A 22,318-nucleotide genomic window follows, 5' to 3' on the forward strand; every position below is an offset into this window, starting at 1 on the left:
TATCTGATCGTCGGTGGTCGGTGCTTCCCAACAAGGTTCGAGGGCATAGATTGGCAGCTATGAATGATCGTGATCGACCGCGTCGCGACGGGCGCGGTGAGCGGGATACGCGGGATCAACGGGATTCTCGGGGCCAGGGAGGCCCGCGGGGCCAACGCCGCGGCGGTCAGGGGGACCGTCAGGGTGGTGGCAGCAGGGGCCGCCGGCCCGATCGTCCCGGTCGTGAGCGTACCGACCGCGGTAGCCGGCAGCCCGGTCCGCCGATCCCCGACGAAATCTCGGCCTCGGACCTCGATCCCGAGGTTCGTCGCGATCTCCTGACGCTCGACAAGGCCAACGCAGAGATCGTCGCCCGTCACCTGGTGATGGTCTCGCAGGTGCTGCTCGACGATCCTGCCCTGGCCCTCGAACACGCTCGTGCCGCCCGGGCTCGGGCGTCCCGGGTTGGCGTCGTCCGCGAGACCGCGGGCATCGCCGCCTACAACGCCGGCGAGTGGCAGGAGGCCGCCACCGAGCTCCGTGCTGCCCGTCGCATCACCGGCAATCCCTCGCTGCTGCCGCTGATCGCCGACTGCGAGCGCGGCCTGGGACGACCCGAACGGGCCGTCGAGATCGCCCGCGGCGACGAGGGACGTGCCCTGAAGGGCGAAGACGCCACCGAGATGCGCATCGTCGAGGCGGGTGCCCGCATCGATCTCGGCGAGCCGGAGAAGGCCATCGTCACCCTGCAGATGGAGAACCTCAAGCCGGGACAGGTCGGCACCGGACCCGCTCGTCTCTTCTACGCCTATGCATCTGCACTCCAGGCCGCGGGTCGTCGTGAAGACGCGATCACCTGGTACATGAACGCCGCCGCGGCGGACGTGGACGACGTGACCGACGCCGAGTTCCGGTTGACGGAGCTGGCGCACGACGACGAACAATCTGAGGCGGAATCGAGCGCCGACACCCGCCGGGGCGGCGTCGACGAGGCCGCCGCGACCGGCATCCCGGGTCCCGAGGACCCGGCGACGACCACCTCTCCCCGTGCTGAGTCGGAAACCGTTCCGGTGCAGTCGAAGACGAGTGACGTCCCGGCACCTGCGGCGGCGGTTCCGGACGCCGGCGCCCCCGAGCCGAGCGCCCCTGAGTCCAGCGTTCCCGAGTCGAGCGCGCCTGAGACGAAGGCTGCAGATGCCGGCGCAGCGGACACCCCCGAGACGAGAAGCGTTGCGCCGGAACAGGACGATGAGCGGTCGCAGGCAGGCGATCCCGAGCCCGCCGAACCGGATGCCGCTGAACCCGGGACCGCTGAACCCGGGACCGCTGAACCCGAGGCCGCCGACGAATCGATCGCCCCGCTCGAGGGCACCGCAGACCTGTCGGCGACGTCGAGTTACGTGGAGCAGGACGCCACCGACCTCATCGAGTCGGCCGACGACCTCGTCGCACCGCCGGCGGATGCCGAGCCCGAGAAGTCGGCGACCGTACCTGCGGCACCGGCGCGGCGGAACACCTTCGCCGACCGTTATGACGCCTTGCTGCTCGACCTCGACGGGACCGTCTTCGCGGGCCATCAGGCCATCCCGAACGCCAAGGAGACGCTCGAGGGTCTCGACACCGCGCGGTTCTTCGTGACGAACAACGCGAGCCGTCGACCGTCGGAGGTCGCCGCCCACCTTCGCGATCTCGGCTTCGAGGCGAGCGGGGAGATGGTGGTCACGAGTGCGCAGACGGGAGCACGGCTGCTGGCCGAACACCTGCCGGCCGGTTCGCGCGCGCTCGTCGTCGGGACCGACGGACTCGCGCAGGAGGTCCGCGAGGCGGGTATCGCCGTCACCCGGTCCGCCGGCGACGGTCCGGCGGCCGTGATCCAGGGCCATTCGCCCGACACAGGCTGGGCCCAGCTGTCGGAGGCGGCACTCGCCATCCGCGCCGGAGCCCTGTGGGTGGCCACCAACGTCGACGCGACGCTGCCCTCGGAGCGCGGACTGCTCGTCGGCAACGGGTCGATGGTGGCCGCGCTGCGGAACGCCACCGGCAAGGAGCCGCTCGTCGCCGGCAAACCCGCCGCACCGCTGATGGCGGACGCGATCGCCCGGGCCGGGGGATCGGCGCCGCTCGTCGTCGGCGACCGCCTCGACACCGACATCGAGGGCGGCCACTCGGTGGGCATCGAGAGCGTGCTGGTCCTCACCGGCGTGAGCACGGTGACCGATCTGCTGGCGGCGCCGCCCGAACAGCGACCCACCTACGTCGTCGACGACCTGGCCGGTCTGTTCGAGGACGTCGACGCGGTGCGTGTTGCGCCCCAGCCGGGATGGAGCGTCACCGTCGACGGGTCCACCATCACGGTGGCAGGCGACGGCGACGAGATCGGGCTGGTCCCGGCGCTGGCGTCGGCCACGTGGAAGGCGATCGACAACGGAACCGCCGATCCCGAGGAGCTCCGGATCCGTGCCGAGGGCGAGGCGCGCGCCAAGCTCGCCTCGCTGGGTGTCGCAGTCGTCGACTAGCGTTGTGAGCGATGAGTTACCCAGGTGATCAGAGCGCGCCCCGACCGAACCCGGGTGCGATGCCTCGGCGTCAGTACGACCCGATGTCGGCCCTGAACGACTCGACGGATGCCGACCTCGACGTTCCCGACGTGGAGGCCACCGTGTCCGAACTCCTCGCCCAGGTCGACCGGATCCGCGAGTCGACAGGGGACGAGTTCTCGCTCGCCGCACTCGAACGTCAGGCGGTGTTGCTCGAGCAGGCGCACGACGTGCTGACCGCGGCCCTCGATGCGGTGGATCGCCGATGATGTCCCCGATCCGCACGCGACCGGGCCGGCGCTGACGATGGCGACGAGAGCACGACTCGACGCCGAGCTCGTCCGCCGCGGGCTCGCGCGGTCCCGGGAGCAGGCACGCGAACTGATCGAAGCCGGCGTCGTCAAGGTGAACGGCACGGTCGCGAGCAAGGCCGCGACCGGTGTCACGCGAGACACCCCGATCGTCGTGGTGGAGGGTCCCAAGGACGACTGGGCGTCACGCGGCGCGCACAAACTCCTCGGGGCGCTCGAGGCGTTCGAGCCGCAAGGACTGTCCGTGGCCGGGCGTCGTTGCATCGACGCCGGCGCGTCGACCGGCGGTTTCACCGACGTGCTGCTGCGGCGGGACGTCCGTGAGGTCGTCGCCGTCGACGTCGGCTACGGACAGCTGATCTGGCGGCTGCAGAACGACGACCGGGTGCACGTGCACGACCGCACGAACGTCCGCCACCTCGAAGCCGAGTCCATCGGCGGTCCGGTCGACGTGGTCGTGGCCGATCTGTCGTTCATATCCCTGGGCCTGGTGTTGCCCGCTCTCGCACGATGCTGCAACCCCGGTGCCGACCTGCTGCCGATGGTGAAACCCCAGTTCGAGGTCGGTAAGGACCGCGTCGGTTCCGGTGGGGTGGTGCGGGATCCGGCGCTGCGCGCCGAAGCCGTCCTCGACGTGGCGACGCAGGCCGCGGCACTGGGCCTCACGACCCTCGGCGTGGTCGCCAGCCCGCTGCCCGGTCCGTCGGGGAACGTCGAGTACTTCCTGTGGTTGCGCAAAGAGCAGGTGAGCGACCAGACAGGCACGGCGTCGGGAGAGGGCGATAGGGTCGAGCAGTCGGCCGACACCGACGAGCTGCGCTCGATGATCGAGCGAGCCGTGGCAGAAGGACCCCGCTGAGTCCGCACGTGACCGGCGATCGGCTCGTCGCTGCCGACCGCACCTGAACGACCGCACCTTCTGGGAGGAACACCCGTGACCGACGATTCGGTGGCCGACGTCGCCGGTGCCCGTGAGTTCCTCGTGGTCGCCCACACCGGACGCGAGAACGTCCTGGGCACCATCGAGGCGATCGCGCGGCACTGTGCCGCCGCCGGCGTCGCGCTGCGGATCGTCGACCATGACTCCCTGGACCGCGGGGCGCAGGACCACGACATCCTCTACTCGCCCGCGCACGTCGACCGGCCCGCGTCGTTGCCGCCGGAGAACATCCCCGTCGACCCCGACCACCTGCGCTCGTTCGGCGCGGTCGTCGAGGTCCCGCCGGTGGAGACCGCATCGGCCGACGGCTGCGAACTCGTCATCGTCCTCGGCGGCGACGGTACCTTCCTGCGTGCCGCCGAACTGGCGTATCCCGCCGAGGTGCCGGTCCTGGGCATCAACCTCGGCCACATCGGGTTCCTGGCGGAGGCCGAGGCCAACCGAGTCGACGAGGTGATGGCCCAGCTCATCGCCGGCGACTACCGCGTCGAGGAGCGGATGACGCTGGACGTGGCGATCGTCGACCCGGCCCATCCGGAGCCGCCCGCGGCCCGCAGTTGGGCACTCAACGAGATCGCGGTCCTCAACACCACCAAGCACGGCGTGCTCGAGCTGGTCACCGAGGTCGACGGACGCCCGGTGTCGGCGTTCGGCGCGGACGGCGTGCTGATCGCCACCCCCACCGGGTCGACGGCCTACGCGTTCTCCGCGGGCGGCCCGGTCATGTGGCCCGACCTCGAGGCGATCCTCGTGGTCCCGAACAACGCCCACGCGCTCTTCACCCGGCCGATGGTGACGAGTCCGCGGTCCAGCGTCGCGGTGGAGGTCGACAAGAACGGACGACCGGCGGTCGCACTGTGTGACGGCCGCCGTGCCCTCGACGTGCCGGCGGGTTCCCGCGTCGAGGTCAGACGTAGCGAACGGTCGGTGCGCTGGATCCGGATCGACTCGGACCCGTTCGCCGACCGACTGGTCACCAAGTTCGCCCTCCCGGTCACGGGATGGCGAGGGAGGCAGGCTTAGGCGTGCTCGAAGAACTGTCCATCACCGGACTCGGCGTCATCGAGGAGGCGCAGGCTCGGTTCCATCCCGGGTTCACGGTGCTCACCGGCGAGACCGGTGCGGGCAAGACGATGATCGTGACGAGCCTGCACCTGCTGTCGGGGGCACGTGCCGATGCCACCCGGGTGCGGACCGGCGCGAACAAGGCGATCGTCGAGGGACGCTTCCGGCTCGATCCGGAGCGGCGGGACCCGGCGATCACCGAGATCCTCGACTCCACCGGTGCCGAGCTCGACGACGACGACACCGTGATCGCGGTCCGGTCGGTGAGCGCCGACGGCCGGTCGCGCGCCCATCTCGGCGGCCGCTCGGTCCCGGTGGGCGTCATGGGGCAGCTCACGACCTCGGTGCTGGCGATCCACGGTCAGAACGACCAGTTGCGGCTGCTGCGCCCCGAGCACCAGCGGGCCGCGCTCGACACCTACGGCGGCCCGAAGACGGCGTCCGCGCTCGAGGCGTACCGCAAGGCCCGCGCGGCGTGGGTCGAGTTGCTGGACGAACTCGAGACGCGCCGGGCCAACTCGCGCGAGCTCGCGCAGGAGGCCGACCGGCTGCGGTTCGGCATCGACGAGATCGCGGCCGTGGACCCGATGCCGGGGGAGGACGAGGAACTGACCGCGACGATCCGGCGGCTGTCGGATCTCGAGTCGATCCGTGCCGCCGCCGATCAGGCCCACCACATCGTCGCCGGAGACTCGGGGTCGTCGGTCGTCGAGGGTCTGGGGACGGTGCGCACACTGCTCGAGGGCGCTGCCGACGACACCCTGCGCGGACTCGTGCCGCGGGTCTCCGAGGCGCTGACCGTGATCACCGACGTCGGCGCGGAGCTGACCGCGTTCACCTCGGGCCTGCCGGCCGACGCGGAGGAACTCGACAAACTGCTCGCCCGTCAGGCGGAACTGAAGACCCTCGTCCGCAAGTACGCCCCAGACGTCGACGGCGTGATCGAGTGGCGTCGGCAGGCCGAGGCGCGGCTGGCCGAGATCGAGGACCCGCGGGCGTCGATCGAGGAACTCGAGGCCGCCGCGGAGGCCGCCCGGGAGAAGGTGGAGGCCGCGGCCGCGAAGCTGCACGCCCTGCGCGCCAAGGCCGCGTCGTCGATGGCCGACAAGGTCTCCAAGGAGCTCAAGGGCCTGGCCATGGGGGATTCGGCACTTGCCGTGTCGGTCACGCCCGAACCCGCGTCGGAGGACGATCGGCTCGCCGTCACCGTCGACGGCACCCGGGTGCACGCCGGGGCCGACGGTGCCGACAAGGTCGAGTTCGCACTCGTGGCCCATCCCGGGGCGACACCGCTGCCGATCGCGAAATCGGCGTCGGGCGGCGAACTCTCGCGTGTGATGCTGGCGCTCGAGGTCGTGCTGGCCGCCCCGACCTCGGGTTCGGTGATGGTCTTCGACGAGGTCGACGCGGGCGTCGGCGGTCGCGCCGCGGTGGAGATCGGCAAGCGGTTGTCGCGACTTGCCCGGGCGCATCAGGTCATCGTCGTCACGCACCTCCCGCAGGTGGCCGCCTTCGCCGACAACCACCTGGTCATCGGCAAGTCGAAGAAGGGCGCGCTGGTCACCAGCAGCGTGCGCACACTCGATCGCGACGAGCGTGTCGCCGAGCTCGCACGCATGCTCGCCGGTCTCGGCGAGTCCGACACCGGGCGTGCGCACGCCGAGGAACTGCTGGCTCTCGCGGAGGAGGAACGGGCGGCGAATCGGCCGTCGAACGGTTGAGACTCGTGTTGCCTGTGTGACAAAAGTTTCTCGTGTTACGGCGCGCCTCCGTGGCTCGGAGGTGAGTTCGGTCAATCATTGCGGGCATGAAGATGCCTGCCCTGCTCGCGCGTAACACCGAAGAACTGCCCGGCGTGATCGGTATCGCCAGGGTCGACAAGAACACGAAGCGGCTGCTCAGCCGCGTCGGTCCCGGCGACATCGCCATCATCGACGAGGTCGACCTCGACCGTGTCACCGCCGACGCCCTCGTCGAGGCCAACGTCGTCGCCGTCGTCAACGCATCACGCTCGATCACCGGGCGGTACCCGAACCTGGGTCCGGAGGTCCTCGTCGCCTCGGGCATCATCCTGCTCGACGACGTGGGCCCCGAGGTCTTCAAGCGCGTCAAGGACGGCGCCAAGGTGCGCGTCCACGACGACCGGCTCTTCATCGGCGAGCGTCGCATCGCGCTCGGCACCGAACTCGACGAGCGCGACATCGCAGACATCATGATCGGCGCGAAAGCAGGCCTCGTCGATCACCTCGAAGCCTTCTCCGGCAACACCATCGAGTTCATCCGGAGCGAGTCGCCGTTGCTGATCGACGGCGTCGGCGTGCCCGACATCGATGTCGACCTCACCGGCCGGCACGTGGTGATCGTGGGCGAGGGACCCGATCGGGCGGCCGATCTGCGCGCGCTCAAGCCGTTCATCAAGGAGTACCAGCCGGTGATGATCGGCGTAGGTACCGGTGCCGACACCCTGATGAAGGCCGGGTACAAGCCGGCGATCATCGTCGGCGATCCCGACCACATCAAGACCCCGACTCTCAAATCCGGTGCGCAGCTTGTGCTTCCGGCCGACACGGACGGTCATGCCCCGGGGTTGGAGCGCATCCAGGACCTCGGGATCGGCGCCACCACCTTCCCGGCCGCCGGTTCGGCCGGCGACCTGGCGCTGCTGCTGACCGACTACCACGGAGCCGACCTGATCGTCACCGTCGGATACCCGGGCACCCTCGACGACTTCTTCGACCGCTCGCGTCGGGAGAGCAATCCGTCGATGCTGCTCACGCGACTCAAGGTCGGGCAGAAGCTCGTCGACGCCAAGGCCATCGCGACGCTGTACCGCAGTCGCGTGTCGGGGGCGGCGATCGCCTGTGTCGTCCTGGCGGCACTGATCGCGGTGATCGCGGCGCTGTTGCTCTCGAGCGCTGGCACCGACATCACCGATTGGATCGTCACCCAGTGGAACGCCCTGCTCGACTGGGCACGAGAGGTCTGGAATCGATAGGCGATGATCTCGCTACGACAACACGCGGTCTCACTGGTCGCCGTCTTCCTCGCGCTGGCGCTCGGATTGTTTCTCGGTTCCGGCTTCGTCGGCGACCGGGTCAACTCGCTGACCGGCACGAGCCGTGACCGGATCGGCGACCTCGAGGACCAGCGCGACGATCTGAACGCGAAACTCAACGCGGCCAACAGCTTCGACCGCGCCATCGCACCCCGCCTGGTCGCCAACACGCTGCGCGACAAATCGGTCCTGGTGGTCACCGCGCCGAACGCGGCCGAGGCCGACGTCACCGCGGTGAAGGAGAACCTCAACGACGCGGGGGCGCGGTTCGCCGGCCAGATCGCGCTCACCGACGAGTTGCTGAGCGACGAGAACGCCGAGCAACTGCGGACGATCGTCGACCAGACCATCCCGCCGGGGGCGATGCTGCGTGCCGAGTTGACCGACTCGGGCGGCCGACTGGGCGATCTCCTGGGCACCGTGCTGCTCTACAACAAGGGCAGTCGCCCCGCGTCGGCGAACGACCGGAAGACTGCACTGTCGACGCTGCGCGACGGCGGGTTCATCGACTATGTCGACAACGCCGTCACGCCTGCGGACCTGGTGGTCGTGGTGACCGGCGACGAGTTCGGTCCGGACTCCGGTGCGCAGGGCGCCCTGGTCGCCAAGCTGGCGGCCACCGCCTCCGCGCGCGGTTCCGGCGGCGTGCTCGTCGGACGCACCGGTTCGGCGAGCGGGAGTTCGCCGATCGCCATCGTGCGCTCGGACCCCTCGCTCTCCAATGCGGTCTCGACCGTCGACAACGTCGACCAGCCGACCGGACTGATCACCACGATCCTGGCGCTCGCCGCCGAGAAGAAGGGCTCCACCGGGGCATATGGCACCGGACCGGGGGCCAGCTCGGTCACCGTCGGGGTCGACGGGAAGCCCACCGCCTGACGATTCGTGAGTACCGCCACGCCGCGCCGCGGTGTGGCGGTACGGTGCAGGGGCCGGGTGGTGTTACCCTGGAGTCCCGTAGGTAATCAGGGCATCGGCCCCGATTCGGCCGACGGGAGACACGCTTTTGCGACCTTTGCGACACGTTCACGACACCAAGCACATCTTCGTCACTGGTGGCGTGGCTTCTTCTCTGGGCAAGGGCCTCACGGCCTCGAGCCTGGGTCAACTTCTCACCTCTCGAGGCCTCCGGGTCACGATGCAGAAGCTCGATCCGTATCTGAACGTCGATCCGGGCACGATGAACCCCTTCCAGCATGGAGAGGTCTTCGTCACCGAGGACGGCGCGGAAACCGACCTCGACGTCGGGCACTATGAGCGATTCCTCGACCGCAACCTGTCGAAGACCGCGAATGTGACCACGGGACAGGTGTATTCGACCGTCATCGCCAAGGAGCGGCGCGGCGAGTACCTCGGTGAGACCGTGCAGGTGATCCCGCACATCACCGACGAGCTCAAGGCGCGCGTGCTGGCGATGGCCGAGCCGGACGCCGACGGCGAGGTGCCCGACGTGGTGATCACCGAGATCGGCGGCACCGTCGGCGACATCGAGTCGCTGCCCTTCATCGAGGCGGCCCGCCAGGTCCGCCACGACGTGGGCCGCGACAACGTCTTCTTCCTCCACGTCTCGCTGGTTCCCTACCTGGCGCCGTCGGGCGAGCTGAAGACCAAGCCGACCCAGCACTCGGTGGCCGCGCTGCGCAACGTGGGCATCCAGCCCGACGCACTCATCCTGCGCTGCGACCGCGACGTCCCCGAGGGACTCAAGAAGAAGATCGCGCTCATGTGCGACGTCGAGCTCGACGGCGTCATCTCCACCCCCGACGCCCCGTCGATCTACGACATCCCGAAGGTGCTGCACAACGAGCATCTCGACGCCTACGTGGTCCGCAAGCTCGGCCTGCCGTTCCGCGACGTCGACTGGACGGTGTGGGGCGAGCTCCTGCGCCGCGTCCACGAGCCCCGCGAGACCGTGCGCGTCGCGCTCGTCGGCAAGTACGTCGACCTGCCCGACGCCTACCTGTCGGTCACCGAGGCGATCCGCGCCGGCGGTTTCGCCTGGAAGGCGCGCACCGAGATCAAGTGGGTGCCGTCCGACGACTGCGCCACCGAGGCGGGCGCGCAGGCGGCGCTGGGCGACGTCGACGCGATCCTCGTCCCGGGCGGCTTCGGCATCCGCGGCATCGAGGGCAAGCTCGGCGCCATCTCCTACGCACGACGCCGCGGCATCCCGCTGCTCGGACTGTGCCTGGGCCTGCAGTGCGTGGTCATCGAGGCGGCCCGGTCGGTGGGTCTCGAGGGTGCGAGCTCGACCGAGTTCGATCCCGACACCCCGTACCCGGTCATCTCGACGATGGCCGATCAGGAGGATGTGGTCGCCGGCGAGGCCGACCTGGGCGGCACCATGCGCCTGGGCGCCTACGACGCGGTCCTCCAGCCCGGTTCGGTGGTGGCGGAGGCCTACGGCACCCGCGAGGTGTCCGAGCGTCACCGTCACCGCTTCGAGGTGAACAACGCCTATCGCGACAAGATCTCCGAGTCCGGGCTCGTCTTCTCCGGCACCTCGCCGGACGGGCACCTCGTCGAGTTCGTCGAGTACCCGAAGTCGGTGCATCCGTTCTTCGTCGCCACCCAGGCGCACCCGGAGCTCAAGAGCCGGCCGACGCGTCCGCATCCGCTGTTCCGCGCGTTCATCGAGGCGGCGCTGAAATACAAGGCGGCAGAACGTCTTCCGGTCGATCTCGGTGAGGACTACGAGTCCAACGACGCCCCGGCCGAGGCCGTCGCCGCGATCAACGAGGTCAAGGTCGAGCCGGTTGCCGGCATCGACGAGGCCGCGTCCGGCGCCGACAGGGGCTGACCGGTTGGGTCACGACTTCGAGGTCACGGGCTCCCGCACCGTCTACGACGGGGCGATCCTGACGCTGCGCGTCGACGATGTCGTCATGCCCGGTGGACGGGTCGCCGAGCGGGAGGTCGTGGAGCACTTCGGTGCCGTGGCGATCCTCGCGCGTGACGAGGACGGCCGGATCGCGATGGTGCGCCAGTACCGGCACCCGGTCGGCCGGCGGCTGCTCGAACTGCCCGCCGGGCTGCTGGACCAGGACGGCGAGGAGCCGCTGGAGGCCGCGCGACGTGAACTCGCCGAGGAGGCCGATCTCGCCGCCGACACCTGGCACGTCCTCGTCGACCTGGCGCTGTCGCCGGGGTTCACCGACGAGGCCTTGCGGCTGTACCTCGCCGAGGACCTTCACCACCTCGAGGCGGCCGAGCGGGTCGACGAGGAGGCCGAGCTCGAGGTCGAGTGGATCGCGTTGGACGACGCGGTCCGCATGGTCCTGGGCGGAGAGATCGTGAATGCCACGAGCGTCGCCGGAATCCTCGCGGCCGCGGCGGCCGAACGGGCCGGTGTCGAGCTGCGGGGCGTCGATGCGCCGTGGCCGGACGAACCGACCGCGTTGCGGGATCGTCGGCGTGCGCGGGAGAACCGGTCGTGACCCCGCGGACCGACAGAGGGATCGCTGGTTTCCGATCGTGAGCATCGCCGCCGACATCTCGCGCTACCTCGACCACCTGACGGTGGAGCGGGGTGCGGCGGCGAACACCGTCTCGTCGTATCGACGTGATCTCGAACGGTACCGGCGCCATCTCGAGTCGCGTGACATCTCGTCGCTCGACGAGGTGACCGAGGAGGACGTGCGGGAGTTCCTCGTCGAACTCCGGCGCGGTGACCCCGAGACGGGCCAGGCGCCGCTCGCCGACAGTTCGATCGCGCGAACCCTGGTGGCCACCAGGAGGTTTCACAAGTTCGCGGTCGAGGAGGGGATCGTCGCGACCGACGTCGCGCACGCGGTGAAGCCGCCTCGCCCGGCGCGTCGGCTGCCGAAGTCGCTGCCGGTGGACGAGGTCCTCGCCATCCTCGAGGCCGCCGGTACCGAGGACCATCCGCGCGCGCTCCGCGACCGGGCGTTGCTGGAGTTCCTCTACAGCTGCGGGGCGCGCATCTCCGAGGCCACCTCGCTCGACCTCGACGACCTCGATCTCGACGCCCGCGCGGTGCTGCTGCGCGGCAAGGGCGGCAAGGAACGACTCGTCCCGCTCGGCGGGCCGGCCGTGGAGGCGATCGAGGCCTATCTCGTGCGCGGGCGTCCGGCGCTGGTGTCGCGGGCGACGCCCGCACTCTTCCTCAATGCGCGCGGCGGCCGTCTGTCCCGGCAGTCGGCGTGGCAGGTGCTGGTCACCGCGGCCGAGAGGGCCGGTCTGGACAAGGCGGTGTCGCCGCACACCCTGCGCCACAGTTTCGCCACGCACCTGCTCGACGGAGGGGCCGACGTGCGCGTCGTGCAGGAGCTGCTCGGCCACGCGTCGGTGACGACCACGCAGGTCTACACGCTCGTGACCGTCAACACGATGCGCGAGGTCTATGCCGTCGCACATCCGCGGGCCCGTTGACCGCGCGCCGACCGCCGTCGGCAGGCGTGGATGTCCTAGGCTGATACGAGTTGTCGTCCCGCCCGGCCACAAGCCGTCGGGACGAGGAGGACAGGGCAGGCGAAGAGTGAAGGGAGCTGCGGACTCGTGACCACTCCGAGCGCACCGCGGTCTGGCACCCGACTCGAGTGTGTGGAGACGCTGTCGTGATGTCCGCAGGTGACCAGTACAGCCTGCAGGTGTCCGCCGGACCCGACCCCGACGAGGTCGAACACCACGAGTCCGGCGAGATCGGTCCGACCGGTCGTCCCTATCGCGAGGTCCCCGAACCGAAGCCGCTCGACCGGCACGGTCCCGCGACCGTCATCGCGGTGTGCAACCAGAAGGGCGGCGTCGGCAAGACCACGTCGACGATCAACCTCGGCGCCGCGCTCGCCGAGTACGGGCGTCGCGTGCTCCTCGTCGACCTCGACCCGCAGGGCGCGCTGTCGGCGGGTCTCGGCGTGCCGCACCACGAACTCGAACAGACCGTCTACAACCTCCTCGTGCCGCCGCAGGTCGCGACCGACGAGGTGTTGATGCGCACGCGCGTCGACGGCCTGGATCTGCTGCCCAGCAACATCGACCTGTCGGCCGCCGAGATCCAGCTCGTCAGCGAGGTCGGCCGCGAGCAGGCGCTCGCACGGGCGCTGCACCCGGTGCTCGACCGCTACGACGTCGTCCTCATCGACTGCCAGCCGTCGCTCGGACTGCTCACCGTCAACGCGCTGGCCTGCGCCGACACCGTGCTCATCCCGATGGAATGCGAGTACTTCTCGCTGCGCGGCCTGGCGCTGCTCACCGACACCATCGACAAGGTGCGCGATCGCCTCAACCCGCGGCTGGAACTCGGCGGCATCCTGGTGACCATGTTCGACGCCCGCACCCTGCACTCGCGCGAGGTCATGTCGCGGGTGGTCGAGGTGTTCGGCGACGCGGTGTACGACACGGTGATCACCCGTACCGTCCGCTTCCCGGAGACGAGCGTCGCCGGGGAGCCGATCACCTCCTGGGCGCCGAAGTCGGCCGGAGCGAAGGCATACCGTGCGCTGGCGCGCGAGGTGATCGCCCGCAACGTCAAGCAGACATGACGGTCGGCGCCGATCGGGCCGCGACCGGCGCGGAGGAGGCCGGCACCGAAGAACCCGGCACTCGAGAATCAGGCACTGGAGAATCGGGCACTGGAGAATCGGGCACTGGAGAATCGGGCACCGGGGAATCCGGCGCCGTCGTGGCGGGCGCGCCGGCGACCGGATCAGGGGCCGGCGCCGAGGTGTCCGAGGCCCCGGGAGCGGACATGTCGGGACCGTCGGCCGGTGATGAGGCATCCCGGACCGCCGACGGAGAAGCATCCGGGGAGGACGAGGAGTCCGGCTTCCGGGTCAAGCTCCGCAACTTCGAGGGACCGTTCGACCTCCTGCTGAACCTCATCTCGCAGCATCGTCTCGACGTCACCGAGGTGGCGCTGCACGTGGTGACCGACGAGTTCATCGCCTACACCCGCGAGCTGGGTCCCGAGGTCGGGCTGGATCAGACCACCGAGTTCCTCGTCGTCGCGGCGACGCTGCTCGACCTGAAGGCGGCGCGGCTGCTGCCGTCCGGCGAGGTCGAGGACCCGGAGGACCTCGCGCTGCTCGAGGCCCGCGACCTCTTGTTCGCGCGACTGTTGCAGTACCGCGCGTACAAGCAGGTGGCGCAGCTGTTCGGCGAGCTCGAAGCCGCGGCGCTGCGACGGTATCCGCGCGCGGTCTCGCTGGAGCAGAGGTTCGAGGACCTGCTGCCGGAGGTGACGTTGGGGGTCGACGCCGAGGGATTCGCCCAGGTCGCCGCCACGGCGCTGACACCGCGACCGGTTCCCACCGTCACGCTCGACCACTTGCACGACGTGCAGAAGGTCTCGGTCCCAGGGCAGGCGCGCCGCATGGCGAAGCTGCTCAGCGAGGCGACAGGGCAGTGGTTGACGTTCCGCGACCTCATCGCCGACTGCGAGAACGGACTCGAGATCGTCGGCAGCTTCCTGGGGCTTCTCGAGCTCTACCGCGAGCAGGCCATCGCCTTCGAGCAGCCCGAGGCGCTCGGAGACCTCTCGGTCATGTGGACCGGGGAACGCGACATCGACGATCTGCGCATCGACAAGGCAGAGGACTACGGATGACCGACGGACCGATCGAGGACGTTGACGACGTGAACGACGAGGCACTGGACGAGGGCGTCGACGCCGGGGGTTCTCCGGACGCGTCCGACCCCACGCCGGCACAGGCCGCGCCCGACGCGAACGCCGCCGGCGAAGTCGCCGCCCCGGCTGGAGAGGCCGCCTCTGGGGAAGAAGCCGCCGTTGGGGAAGAAGCCGCAGAGTCGGACGATCCGACTCCAGACGCCGTCGACCCCGGTCCGGCCGATCCCGAGCAGACCGCGCTGGCGGGAGAGGACGAGGGACAGATCCTCGACGACGCGACCTTGCGTTCGGCACTCGAGGCGATCCTGCTCGTCGTCGACACCCCGGTGGGCACCGACGAGTTGGCCAACGCCGTCGACCAGGACCGCACGCGGGTCCGCGAGATGCTGAACGCGATGTCTGCCGAACTCACCGAGTCCGGCAGCGGCATCGACCTGCGCTACGCCGGCGACGGCTGGCGGTTCTACACCCGCGCGGAATACGCACCGTACGTCGAGCGGTTGTTGCTCGACGGTGCCCGGTCGAAGCTGACGCGCGCGGCGCTGGAGACCCTCGCGGTGATCGCCTATCGGCAACCGGTCACCCGTGCACGGGTCAGCGCGATCCGCGGCGTCAACGTCGACGGTGTGATCCGCACCCTGGTCGCTCGCGGCCTGATCTCCGAGGTCGGCAACGACCCGCAGACCAACGCGACCACGTACGGCACCACCGAGTTGTTCCTGGAACGACTCGGCCTGGCGTCGCTGTCGGAGCTGCCGGATCTGGCTCCGCTGCTACCCGACGTCGACGTCATCGACGACCTCGACGACGAGCTGCTGTCGGATCCCCGATTCGCCAAACTGTCGTCTCAGGCGTCAGACTCGAAGGAGCTGGTCACCGACGGTGACCTGAAAGATGACTAGAACCGCACAGATCGATCGACAACAGGACTGAGGAAGATGGCATCCGCTGGCCGAGATGGCTCACCGGGGAAACGCCGCAAGGGCGCGCCCGCACAGCAACCGCGAACGAAGAAGACGCATCGTAAGGGAACGTCCAAGCCCAATGTCGAGGCGGGCAGGATCCGCCTCAACAACGCCCGCCCCGCCCGGCACCAGGTGCCGCCGGAGAAGGTGAGCGGCAAGGGCCCGACGTTCGTCGAGGACGGCGTGCGGCTCCAGAAGGTGCTCGCGCAGGCCGGTGTGGCCTCGCGCCGCGGCGCCGAGGAGATGATCGCCGCCGGGCGGGTGAAGGTCGACGGCGTCGTGGTCACCGAGCAGGGCCTGCGCATCGACCCGAACACCGCGATCATCCACGTCGACGACGCCCGCGTCATCGTCGACGAGGACAAGCAGTACCTCGCCTTCAACAAGCCCAAGGGCTGGCAGTCGACGATGGCCGACGACCAGGGGCGTCCGTGCGTCGGCGACGTGGTCGCCGAACGCGTGATGGCCGGTCAGCGTCTGTTCCACGTCGGTCGCCTCGACGCCGACACCGAGGGCCTGCTGCTGCTCACCAACGACGGCGAGCTGGCGCACCGACTGATGCACCCGTCCTACGAGGTGCCCAAGACCTACCTGGCCACGCTGAAGGGCGAGGTCCCGCGTGGACTCGGGCGTCAGCTGCGCGAGGGCATCGAGCTCGACGACGGCCCGGTCAAGGTCGACAGGTTCTCCGTCCTCGAGGTCCACGAAGGACAGTCGCTGGTGCGGATCGTCCTCCACGAGGGCCGCAACCGCATCGTGCGCCGCATGATGGACGCCGTCGGGTTCCCGGTGACGAAGCTCGTCCGCACCCATGTGGGCACGGTCGCGCTGGGGGAGCAGCGTCCCGGCAGCCTCCGCGTGCTCGGCAACGACGAGGTCGGTGCCCTGTACAAGGCAGTCGGGCTGTGACCTCCTCTGCGACACGGGTTGTCGCGATCGACGGACCGGCCGGCACGGGCAAGTCGTCGGTGTCCAAGCTGCTCGCCGAGAAGGTCGGCGCGAGCTACCTCGACACCGGGGCCATGTACCGGGCGGTCACCCTGGCCGTTCTCGATGCCGGTGTGGCGCTCGATGATCCGGCCGGCATCGCCAAGGTCGCGCAGGCGGCCGACATCAAGCTCATCCCGAATGCGGACGGCTCGTCGACGGTGCTGCTCGACGGACGCGACGTGTCCGGGCCGATCCGCACCGAGCACGTCACCAGTGCGGTGTCGGCGGTGTCGGCGGTTCCCGAGGTGCGAACCAAACTGGTTGCGCTGCAGCGGGAGAACGCCGAGGGTCGGTTCGTCGTGGTGGAGGGCCGGGACATCGGCACCGTGGTGTTCCCGTCCGCGGACCTCAAGATCTTCCTGACCGCGACGCCCGAGGCACGTGCCGAACGACGCCACAAGCAGAACCTGGACGCCGGCCGCGAGAGCGACTACGACGCGGTGCTGGCGAGCGTGAACCGGCGCGACCATCTCGACTCGACCCGCGCGGTCTCGCCGCTGCGCGCGGCCGAGGACGCCGTGGTGGTGGACACCAGTGACAAGACCCTGATGGAGGTGCTCGACGAGCTGAGTGCGCTCGTCGAGGCCCGGATCGGAGCAGCAGAACGGTGAGCGACAACTTCGAGACCGATCTGGCCGCGTTGCCCGGCGACGGGACGTGGTCGGACGAATCCGACTGGCAGCTGGCCGACGTGGAGGGCGCCGACGGCGTCGCCGAGGTCGAGCACATGCCGGTGGTGGCGATCGTCGGACGGCCGAACGTCGGCAAGTCCACGCTCGTCAACCGCATCCTGGGCCGCCGCGAGGCCGTCGTCGAGGACATCCCGGGCGTCACCCGCGACCGGGTTTCGTACTCCGCGAGCTGGTCCGGACGCCGCTTCACCGTCGTCGACACCGGCGGCTGGGAGCCCGACGCCAAGGGGCTGCAGCAGGCGGTGGCGGCACAGGCCGAGCTCGCGATGCGGACCGCCGACGCGATCGTCGTCGTGGTCGACGCGACGGTCGGCGCCACCGCCACCGACGAGGCCGTCGCGCGTGTGCTGCGCCGGTCCAAGACCCCGGTGATCCTGTGCGCCAACAAGGTCGACAGCGAGCGCCTCGAGCCCGAGGTGGCCACCCTGTGGTCGCTGGGCCTCGGTGAGCCGTACCCGGTGTCGGCGGCCCACGGCCGCGGCGCCGGTGACCTGCTCGACGTCATCCTGGAGAAGCTGCCGTCGACCCCGCGCGAGGTCCCGACGCTGGGCGGCCCGCGACGCGTGGCGCTCGTCGGCAAGCCGAACGTCGGGAAGAGTTCCCTGCTGAACAAGCTGGCCGGTACCGAACGCTCGGTGGTCGACAACGTCGCCGGCACCACCGTCGACCCGGTCGACGAGCTCGTCGAACTCGGCGGCAGGTCATGGCATTTCGTCGACACCGCCGGCCTGCGCCGCAAGGTGCGCAACGCCACCGGCCACGAGTACTACGCGTCGCTGCGGACACGGTCGGCGCTCGACGCCGCGGAGGTTGCGATCCTGCTGATCGACGCCTCGCAGCCGATCACCGAACAGGACCTGCGCGTGCTGTCGATGATCATCGAGAGCGGCCGGGCATTGGTCATCGCGTTCAACAAGTGGGATCTGGTCGACGAGGATCGCCGGTACCAGCTCGACAAGGAGATCGACCGCGAGCTCGCCCGCGTGCCGTGGGCGCGTCGCGTGAACATCTCGGCGATGACCGGCCGCGCGGTCCAGAAGCTTGTGCCCGCCATGGAGGCGGCGCTCGAGTCGTGGGACAAGCGCATCTCCACCGGTCCGCTCAACAGCTGGCTCAAGGACGTCATCGCGGCCAACCCGCCGCCGCTGCGCGGTGGCCGCCAGCCGCGCGTGATGTTCGCGACGCAGGCGTCGGTGCGGCCGCCGACCTTCGTGTTGTTCACCACGGGCTTCCTGGAGGCCGGCTATCGCCGCTTCCTGGAGCGTCGACTGCGCGAGGAGTTCGACTTCGACGGCTCGCCGGTGCGGATCAACGTCCGCGTCCGCGACAAGCGCGAGCAGCGCCGCAAGCGCTGACCGTCGCCGCAAACCCACCCTTCTTGGACAGATTCTCCCCCTCGCGTGGTGGTGGATCTGTCCATCCGGGGTGGGTCTGCGGCGCGGGCGGAGGCCACGACACCCCTTCTGACCTGCCGATTGGTACAGGACAGCACTCGTCGGCTAATCTTTACTCCGCCCGCTCCGGTGGGCACGTCCGAAGGTCGCGAGACCTGAAGGCAACGGGCTGTGGCGCAGTTTGGTAGCGCACTTGACTGGGGGTCAAGTGGTCGCAGGTTCAAATCCTGTCAGCCCGACAGAACGACGAGGGCGCATCCGATGCGGATGCGCCCTCGTCGTGTTCTGGTGGCTCCCGTCGTGTCGACGACGCTGCACTGGTGATGGCTGTGGAGAGAGAGGGGCTGTGCCGCGGGTACGCGTCTTACGATTCGGTGCGACCTCGTCGGCCGGTTCCGTGCCGCACGAACCGGACACGTAGGAGGACAGACCGGATGATCATCTTCGGCTCACGCACCATGGTGAAACTCGTGGCGGCACAGATCTTCATGTGCATGTACTGCCGCGTGGAGGCCGCGCAGCGCCTGTTCCGGTCGACGACCTGGTTCACCCTGTTCTTCCTGCCGATCTTCCCGTTCGGGCACGGCACCTACCGGATGAGTTGCTCCTACTGCGGCAACGAGACCATTCTGCCCCGCCCGGAGGCAGACCGCTTCACCGCCGACGCCCAGAGGACGGCCGCAGCGGCCTCACCGGCCGTGCCGCCGCAGGTCTGACGGCTGATCCCCGGGAGCGGCGACCTCGCTGCTACACGGACGACGCCTCCGGGGCCGACGAATCGACCAGCCAGTCCACTGCCCACCGCCAGAAGGTGTTCTCGAACCGGTCGTGGAAGAGGCCGAAGTGCCCGATCTCTGCGACGCCGAGCATGTCCGGCGTGTAGTAGATCTCCTCGCACGTGCAGCGCGGCAGATAGGCCAGTGTGCGACGCACGGCCGCCGGGGTGGCGTAGGGGTCGTCGGTGGAGTTCACCGCCAGCACGCGAAGTTCGAGCTGCGCGCTGCGGCCGAGGATCTCGGTGCCCCGGTCGCCGATCGTCGTCGAATAGTCGGCGGCGCCGCGTGCCCAATCCAGCGCAACGCCCTTCGGGAGGTTCTCCAGCCACCCGAGCCGCTTGCCGGGGAAGTAGCCGAGCACTCCGGCGACGACCGGCATGAAGACGTGCCACTTGAGGAAGAGCCGGTACCGCTCGGTCTTCGCGTAGTCGGGCCAATGGGCGTGTTGGGCGCCGACCATCATCACGCGGTCCAGTTCGCCGGCGTGCTCGGCGAGCACGACCGCGAAGCCGCCGAAGCTGTGGCCGACCGCGCTCAGCCGGGCCCGCGGACCCAGCCGATCCCGGAGCCAGAGGATGCAGGCCTCGACATCGAGAGTTCCCCACTCGTGCCAGCGGGCCTTCAGCGCGCGGTACTCGCGCGCAGTGTCCGGTGCCGACCGGCCGATGCCTCGGTAGTCGGGGACGAGCGCGGCGAATCCGTTGCGGGCGAGATGGGTCGCGAACCGCCGGTAGTAGCGCGCCTGCACGCCGGTGGCCGGTGCGACGATCACGGCGCGATCCGCGGCGTCGGGGAGCTCGGCGGGGTGGAAGTACCGCGCCTGGAGCACCAGCCCGTCGGCGCACCGCACCTCGACGTCCTCGAAGACGACCTCGAATCCGGTCTCGGACATGCTCACCTCTCTCCTCTGGTCGCAGGGACCGCTCGGGTCCCCTCGGCGGGCGCGAAGACGACGTACATCGACAGCGTCTCGGTGACCTCGACGAAGCGGTGGCGCTCCCCGGCCGGGACGAACAGGGCGACCCCCGGTTCGGCAACGCCGTCGCCGTGCTCGGTGCGCAGGACTCCGCGGCCACCGAGGATGACGTAGACCTCGTCCTCGGTGTGCGGGCACTGTGGATCGTCGGCGCCGGCGGGGATGACGTAGGTGCCGACGCTCATCGAGGGCGTTCGCAGCAACTCGGTGTAGACGGCCTCCTGCTGTGCCGTTGGCGCGCTCTGGAACTGGTGCATCCCCGATCCTCTCTCTGCTGTCGCCGATTGCAGCACGGAACGGAGGTCGGGCTCATGATCCAGTTGGAGGAAGTGGACTGGTCGGTGTCAGACCACTCCCGGCATCCGCGACATGGCCGTCCGGCGGGTGCGTCGGACCGTGAGCTGCTCCCACGAGTCGGCGAGCAGGTCGACGCCGCGCTCGAGATCGGCGATCGGGGACGTGAACGGGATGCGCAGGTGCCGCTCGAACGCGCCGTCGAGTGAGAACTTGGGCCCGGCGACCAGGGACAGCCCGCGAACGTCGCACAGGCTGGTCAGCGCGGAGCTGCCGGGCCAGTCGAGCTGCACCCAGAGCGACAGCCCGCCGTCGGGGAAGGGCACGGTCCACTGCGGGAGCCGCTCGCCCAGCAGGCGGACCAGCGCAGCACGGTGTTCGGCCAGCAGAGCGCGTCGCCGGGCGAGCAGCTCGGGCATGGCGCGCACGATCTGCTCGCCGAGCAACTGCTCCATCTGCGGGGTGCCGAGGTCGCCGGCGGGCCGGGCCTGCGCGAGGCGCCGGATCACCGTGGTGTCGGCGCGGATCCAGCCCATCCGGAGACCGCCCCAGATCGACTTGCTCAACGACCCGACGGTGATCGCACCCGTCCCGAGCGTCGCGTCGACCCGTTTCGCGTGACGCGCGAACGGGCCGTCGTCCCAGGGGCGGTCGATGTTCAGGTCGGCCGTCGTCTCGTCGATGACCAGGGCGGTGCCCGACGACCGGGCGGCCTCGGCGACGCGTGCCCGCGCCTCGGTGGGCATCGACGCGCCGGTGGGGTTCTGGAAGTCGGGGACCAGGTAGGCCAGTGCCGGCCGAGCGCCGGTCAGGGCGTCCACCAGTCGGTCGACGTCCCATCCCGCCGACGTCACCGGCGTCGTGATCAACCTGGCCCCGGCGCGTTTGAGCGCGTCGTAGGCATGTGGGTAGGTCGGCGCCTCGACGAGTGCGATGTCGCCGCGACCGAGCAGCGTGTGCGCGACCAGCGAGATCGCATGTTGCCCGCCGATCGTCACCATGATCTGGTCTGCGGTCGTGGGCAGGCCGCGATCGGTGTAGCGCTCGGCGATGGCCTCGCGGAGCGAGAGGTTGCCGACCAGATCGAATCCCGGCCCGTCGAGCGCGTCGACCATGCGCTCGCCCATCCGGGCGAAGATGTCACGGAGACCATCGACCGGCGGGGGCACCGCGCGCGCGAAGTCGATTGCCCGGGAATCCGATTCATCCTGTCCGGGGCCGGGGAGGACCGCACGGCTCCCGGACCCCTGCCGGCTCACCAGGTAACCGGCGTCGCGGACGAGTTGGTAGCTCGCGACGATCGTCGTGCGGCTGCGCCCGGATGCGGCGGCGAGTTCGCGTTCGGATGGAAGCCGGGTGCCCACCGGGATGCGGCCGTCGAGGATCAGCAGTCGGATCCGTTCGGCGAGGGCCTCGTAGACCGGGCGAGCGGGGTCGAGCTCGCCGACGAGGTTCATCAGGGTCCGAGCCGACATCCGTGCGCCGATGGTCGGGTTCGTCATGAGTCCAGTTAACCCCAAGTGGCTCTATTCGGGCTTGTGGATTCTGCGATTGGATCGGTGGCGTTGGTCCAGATGGTGGAGGTCGGTGATCACATGACGGATATCGGATCTGCTCACACGGTGTCGGCCGACGCGATGCATCACGCGTGCGTCGCGTGCGTGTGCGTCCGCGAACTCCGCGGGGAGGGGACCTGTGTCGGCACAGTCGGGTCGGAGGGTCTGCTCGACGCCGGAACCGTGACGGCGTTCGTCGTCG

Annotated in this window: 21 protein-coding genes and 1 tRNA gene; 18 read left to right on the forward strand and 4 right to left on the reverse strand. The window is 69.7% G+C overall.

From position 1 onward, the window contains the following. Positions 1–359, reverse strand: a 359-nt coding sequence (locus GP2_RS22305) for a hypothetical protein (protein WP_255218661.1), incomplete at its 3' end; no start/stop codon positions are given. Positions 360–365: 6 nt separating this feature from the next. On the opposite strand from GP2_RS22305, the gene GP2_RS18095 reads away from it, so the two are divergent. The 18 genes from GP2_RS18095 (at position 366) to GP2_RS18180 (ending at position 19,230) form a co-directional block, all read left to right on the forward strand. Continuing rightward, on the forward strand, positions 366–2,495 hold the full coding sequence (locus tag GP2_RS18095; protein ID WP_006902029.1) for an HAD-IIA family hydrolase: 2,130 nt from the start codon (positions 366–368) through the stop codon (positions 2,493–2,495). Between the two features lie 11 nt (positions 2,496–2,506). Next, entirely contained in the window at positions 2,507–2,785 is a 279-nt protein-coding gene (locus GP2_RS18100) for a hypothetical protein (protein WP_040527407.1), read from the forward strand. Positions 2,786–2,822: 37 nt separating this feature from the next. Then, positions 2,823–3,686 (forward strand): TlyA family RNA methyltransferase, encoded by an 864-nt coding sequence (locus GP2_RS18105; RefSeq protein ID WP_040527418.1) that lies wholly within the window; start codon positions 2,823–2,825, stop codon positions 3,684–3,686. Positions 3,687–3,761: 75 nt separating this feature from the next. Continuing rightward, positions 3,762–4,790 (forward strand): NAD kinase, encoded by a 1,029-nt coding sequence (locus tag GP2_RS18110; RefSeq protein ID WP_006902032.1) that lies wholly within the window; start codon positions 3,762–3,764, stop codon positions 4,788–4,790. Positions 4,791–4,792: 2 nt separating this feature from the next. Beyond that, positions 4,793–6,553: a DNA repair protein RecN gene (gene recN / locus GP2_RS18115; RefSeq protein ID WP_006902033.1), complete on the forward strand. Its 1,761-nt coding sequence runs from the start codon at positions 4,793–4,795 to the stop codon at positions 6,551–6,553. A gap of 86 nt (positions 6,554–6,639) precedes the next feature. Next, positions 6,640–7,827, forward strand: coding sequence for a putative cytokinetic ring protein SteA (steA, locus tag GP2_RS18120; protein ID WP_006902034.1), 1,188 nt, complete (start codon positions 6,640–6,642; stop codon positions 7,825–7,827). A gap of 3 nt (positions 7,828–7,830) precedes the next feature. After that, positions 7,831–8,766, forward strand: a complete 936-nt coding sequence (locus tag GP2_RS18125; RefSeq protein WP_006902035.1) for a copper transporter — start codon at positions 7,831–7,833, stop codon at positions 8,764–8,766. Positions 8,767–8,893: 127 nt separating this feature from the next. Next, entirely contained in the window at positions 8,894–10,687 is a 1,794-nt protein-coding gene (gene pyrG, locus GP2_RS18130; protein ID WP_006902036.1) for a CTP synthase, read from the forward strand. Between the two features lie 4 nt (positions 10,688–10,691). Continuing rightward, positions 10,692–11,324: an NUDIX domain-containing protein gene (locus GP2_RS18135; protein WP_006902037.1), complete on the forward strand. Its 633-nt coding sequence runs from the start codon at positions 10,692–10,694 to the stop codon at positions 11,322–11,324. A gap of 37 nt (positions 11,325–11,361) precedes the next feature. Then, a complete protein-coding gene (xerD, locus tag GP2_RS18140; RefSeq protein WP_006902038.1) occupies positions 11,362–12,279 on the forward strand; it encodes a site-specific tyrosine recombinase XerD in 918 nt (305 codons plus the stop codon). Positions 12,280–12,467: 188 nt separating this feature from the next. After that, positions 12,468–13,388: a ParA family protein gene (locus tag GP2_RS18145; RefSeq protein WP_006902039.1), complete on the forward strand. Its 921-nt coding sequence runs from the start codon at positions 12,468–12,470 to the stop codon at positions 13,386–13,388. A gap of 206 nt (positions 13,389–13,594) precedes the next feature. Continuing rightward, complete coding sequence (locus tag GP2_RS18150; RefSeq protein WP_051997268.1) at positions 13,595–14,452, forward strand: segregation and condensation protein A; 858 nt, start codon at positions 13,595–13,597, stop codon at positions 14,450–14,452. Continuing rightward, complete coding sequence (gene scpB / locus GP2_RS18155; protein ID WP_006902041.1) at positions 14,449–15,375, forward strand: SMC-Scp complex subunit ScpB; 927 nt, start codon at positions 14,449–14,451, stop codon at positions 15,373–15,375. Before GP2_RS18150 ends, scpB begins: the two co-directional genes overlap by 4 nt. A 36-nt stretch (positions 15,376–15,411) precedes the next feature. After that, on the forward strand, positions 15,412–16,347 hold the full coding sequence (locus tag GP2_RS18160) for a pseudouridine synthase (RefSeq protein WP_006902042.1): 936 nt from the start codon (positions 15,412–15,414) through the stop codon (positions 16,345–16,347). After that, complete coding sequence (gene cmk / locus GP2_RS18165; protein WP_006902043.1) at positions 16,344–17,039, forward strand: (d)CMP kinase; 696 nt, start codon at positions 16,344–16,346, stop codon at positions 17,037–17,039. The genes GP2_RS18160 and cmk overlap by 4 nt, the downstream gene beginning before the upstream one ends. After that, the gene (der, locus tag GP2_RS18170) at positions 17,036–18,475 is read left to right on the forward strand and encodes a ribosome biogenesis GTPase Der (protein WP_006902044.1); all 1,440 of its coding nucleotides are present in this window, start codon (positions 17,036–17,038) and stop codon (positions 18,473–18,475) included. The genes cmk and der overlap by 4 nt, the downstream gene beginning before the upstream one ends. 204 nt (positions 18,476–18,679) lie before the next feature. Beyond that, positions 18,680–18,753 (forward strand) — tRNA-Pro (locus GP2_RS18175). Between the two features lie 195 nt (positions 18,754–18,948). Continuing rightward, positions 18,949–19,230, forward strand: coding sequence for a zinc-ribbon domain-containing protein (locus GP2_RS18180; protein WP_006902045.1), 282 nt, complete (start codon positions 18,949–18,951; stop codon positions 19,228–19,230). Positions 19,231–19,261: 31 nt separating this feature from the next. Here GP2_RS18180 and GP2_RS18185 read toward each other — a convergent pair whose 3' ends face one another. The 3 genes from GP2_RS18185 to yczR form a co-directional block, all read right to left on the reverse strand. Next, positions 19,262–20,182 (reverse strand): alpha/beta hydrolase family protein, encoded by a 921-nt coding sequence (locus GP2_RS18185; RefSeq protein WP_006902046.1) that lies wholly within the window; start codon positions 20,180–20,182, stop codon positions 19,262–19,264. A 2-nt stretch (positions 20,183–20,184) separates the two neighbouring features. Continuing rightward, complete coding sequence (locus GP2_RS18190; RefSeq protein WP_006902047.1) at positions 20,185–20,523, reverse strand: cupin domain-containing protein; 339 nt, start codon at positions 20,521–20,523, stop codon at positions 20,185–20,187. Between the two features lie 87 nt (positions 20,524–20,610). Next, positions 20,611–22,062 (reverse strand): MocR-like transcription factor YczR, encoded by a 1,452-nt coding sequence (gene yczR, locus GP2_RS18195; RefSeq protein ID WP_006902048.1) that lies wholly within the window; start codon positions 22,060–22,062, stop codon positions 20,611–20,613. Between the last annotated feature and the right edge of the window lie 256 nt (positions 22,063–22,318).

It is taken from the genome of Gordonia paraffinivorans NBRC 108238 (genome assembly GCF_000344155.1).
Classification (GTDB): Bacteria; Actinomycetota; Actinomycetes; order Mycobacteriales; family Mycobacteriaceae; genus Gordonia; species Gordonia paraffinivorans.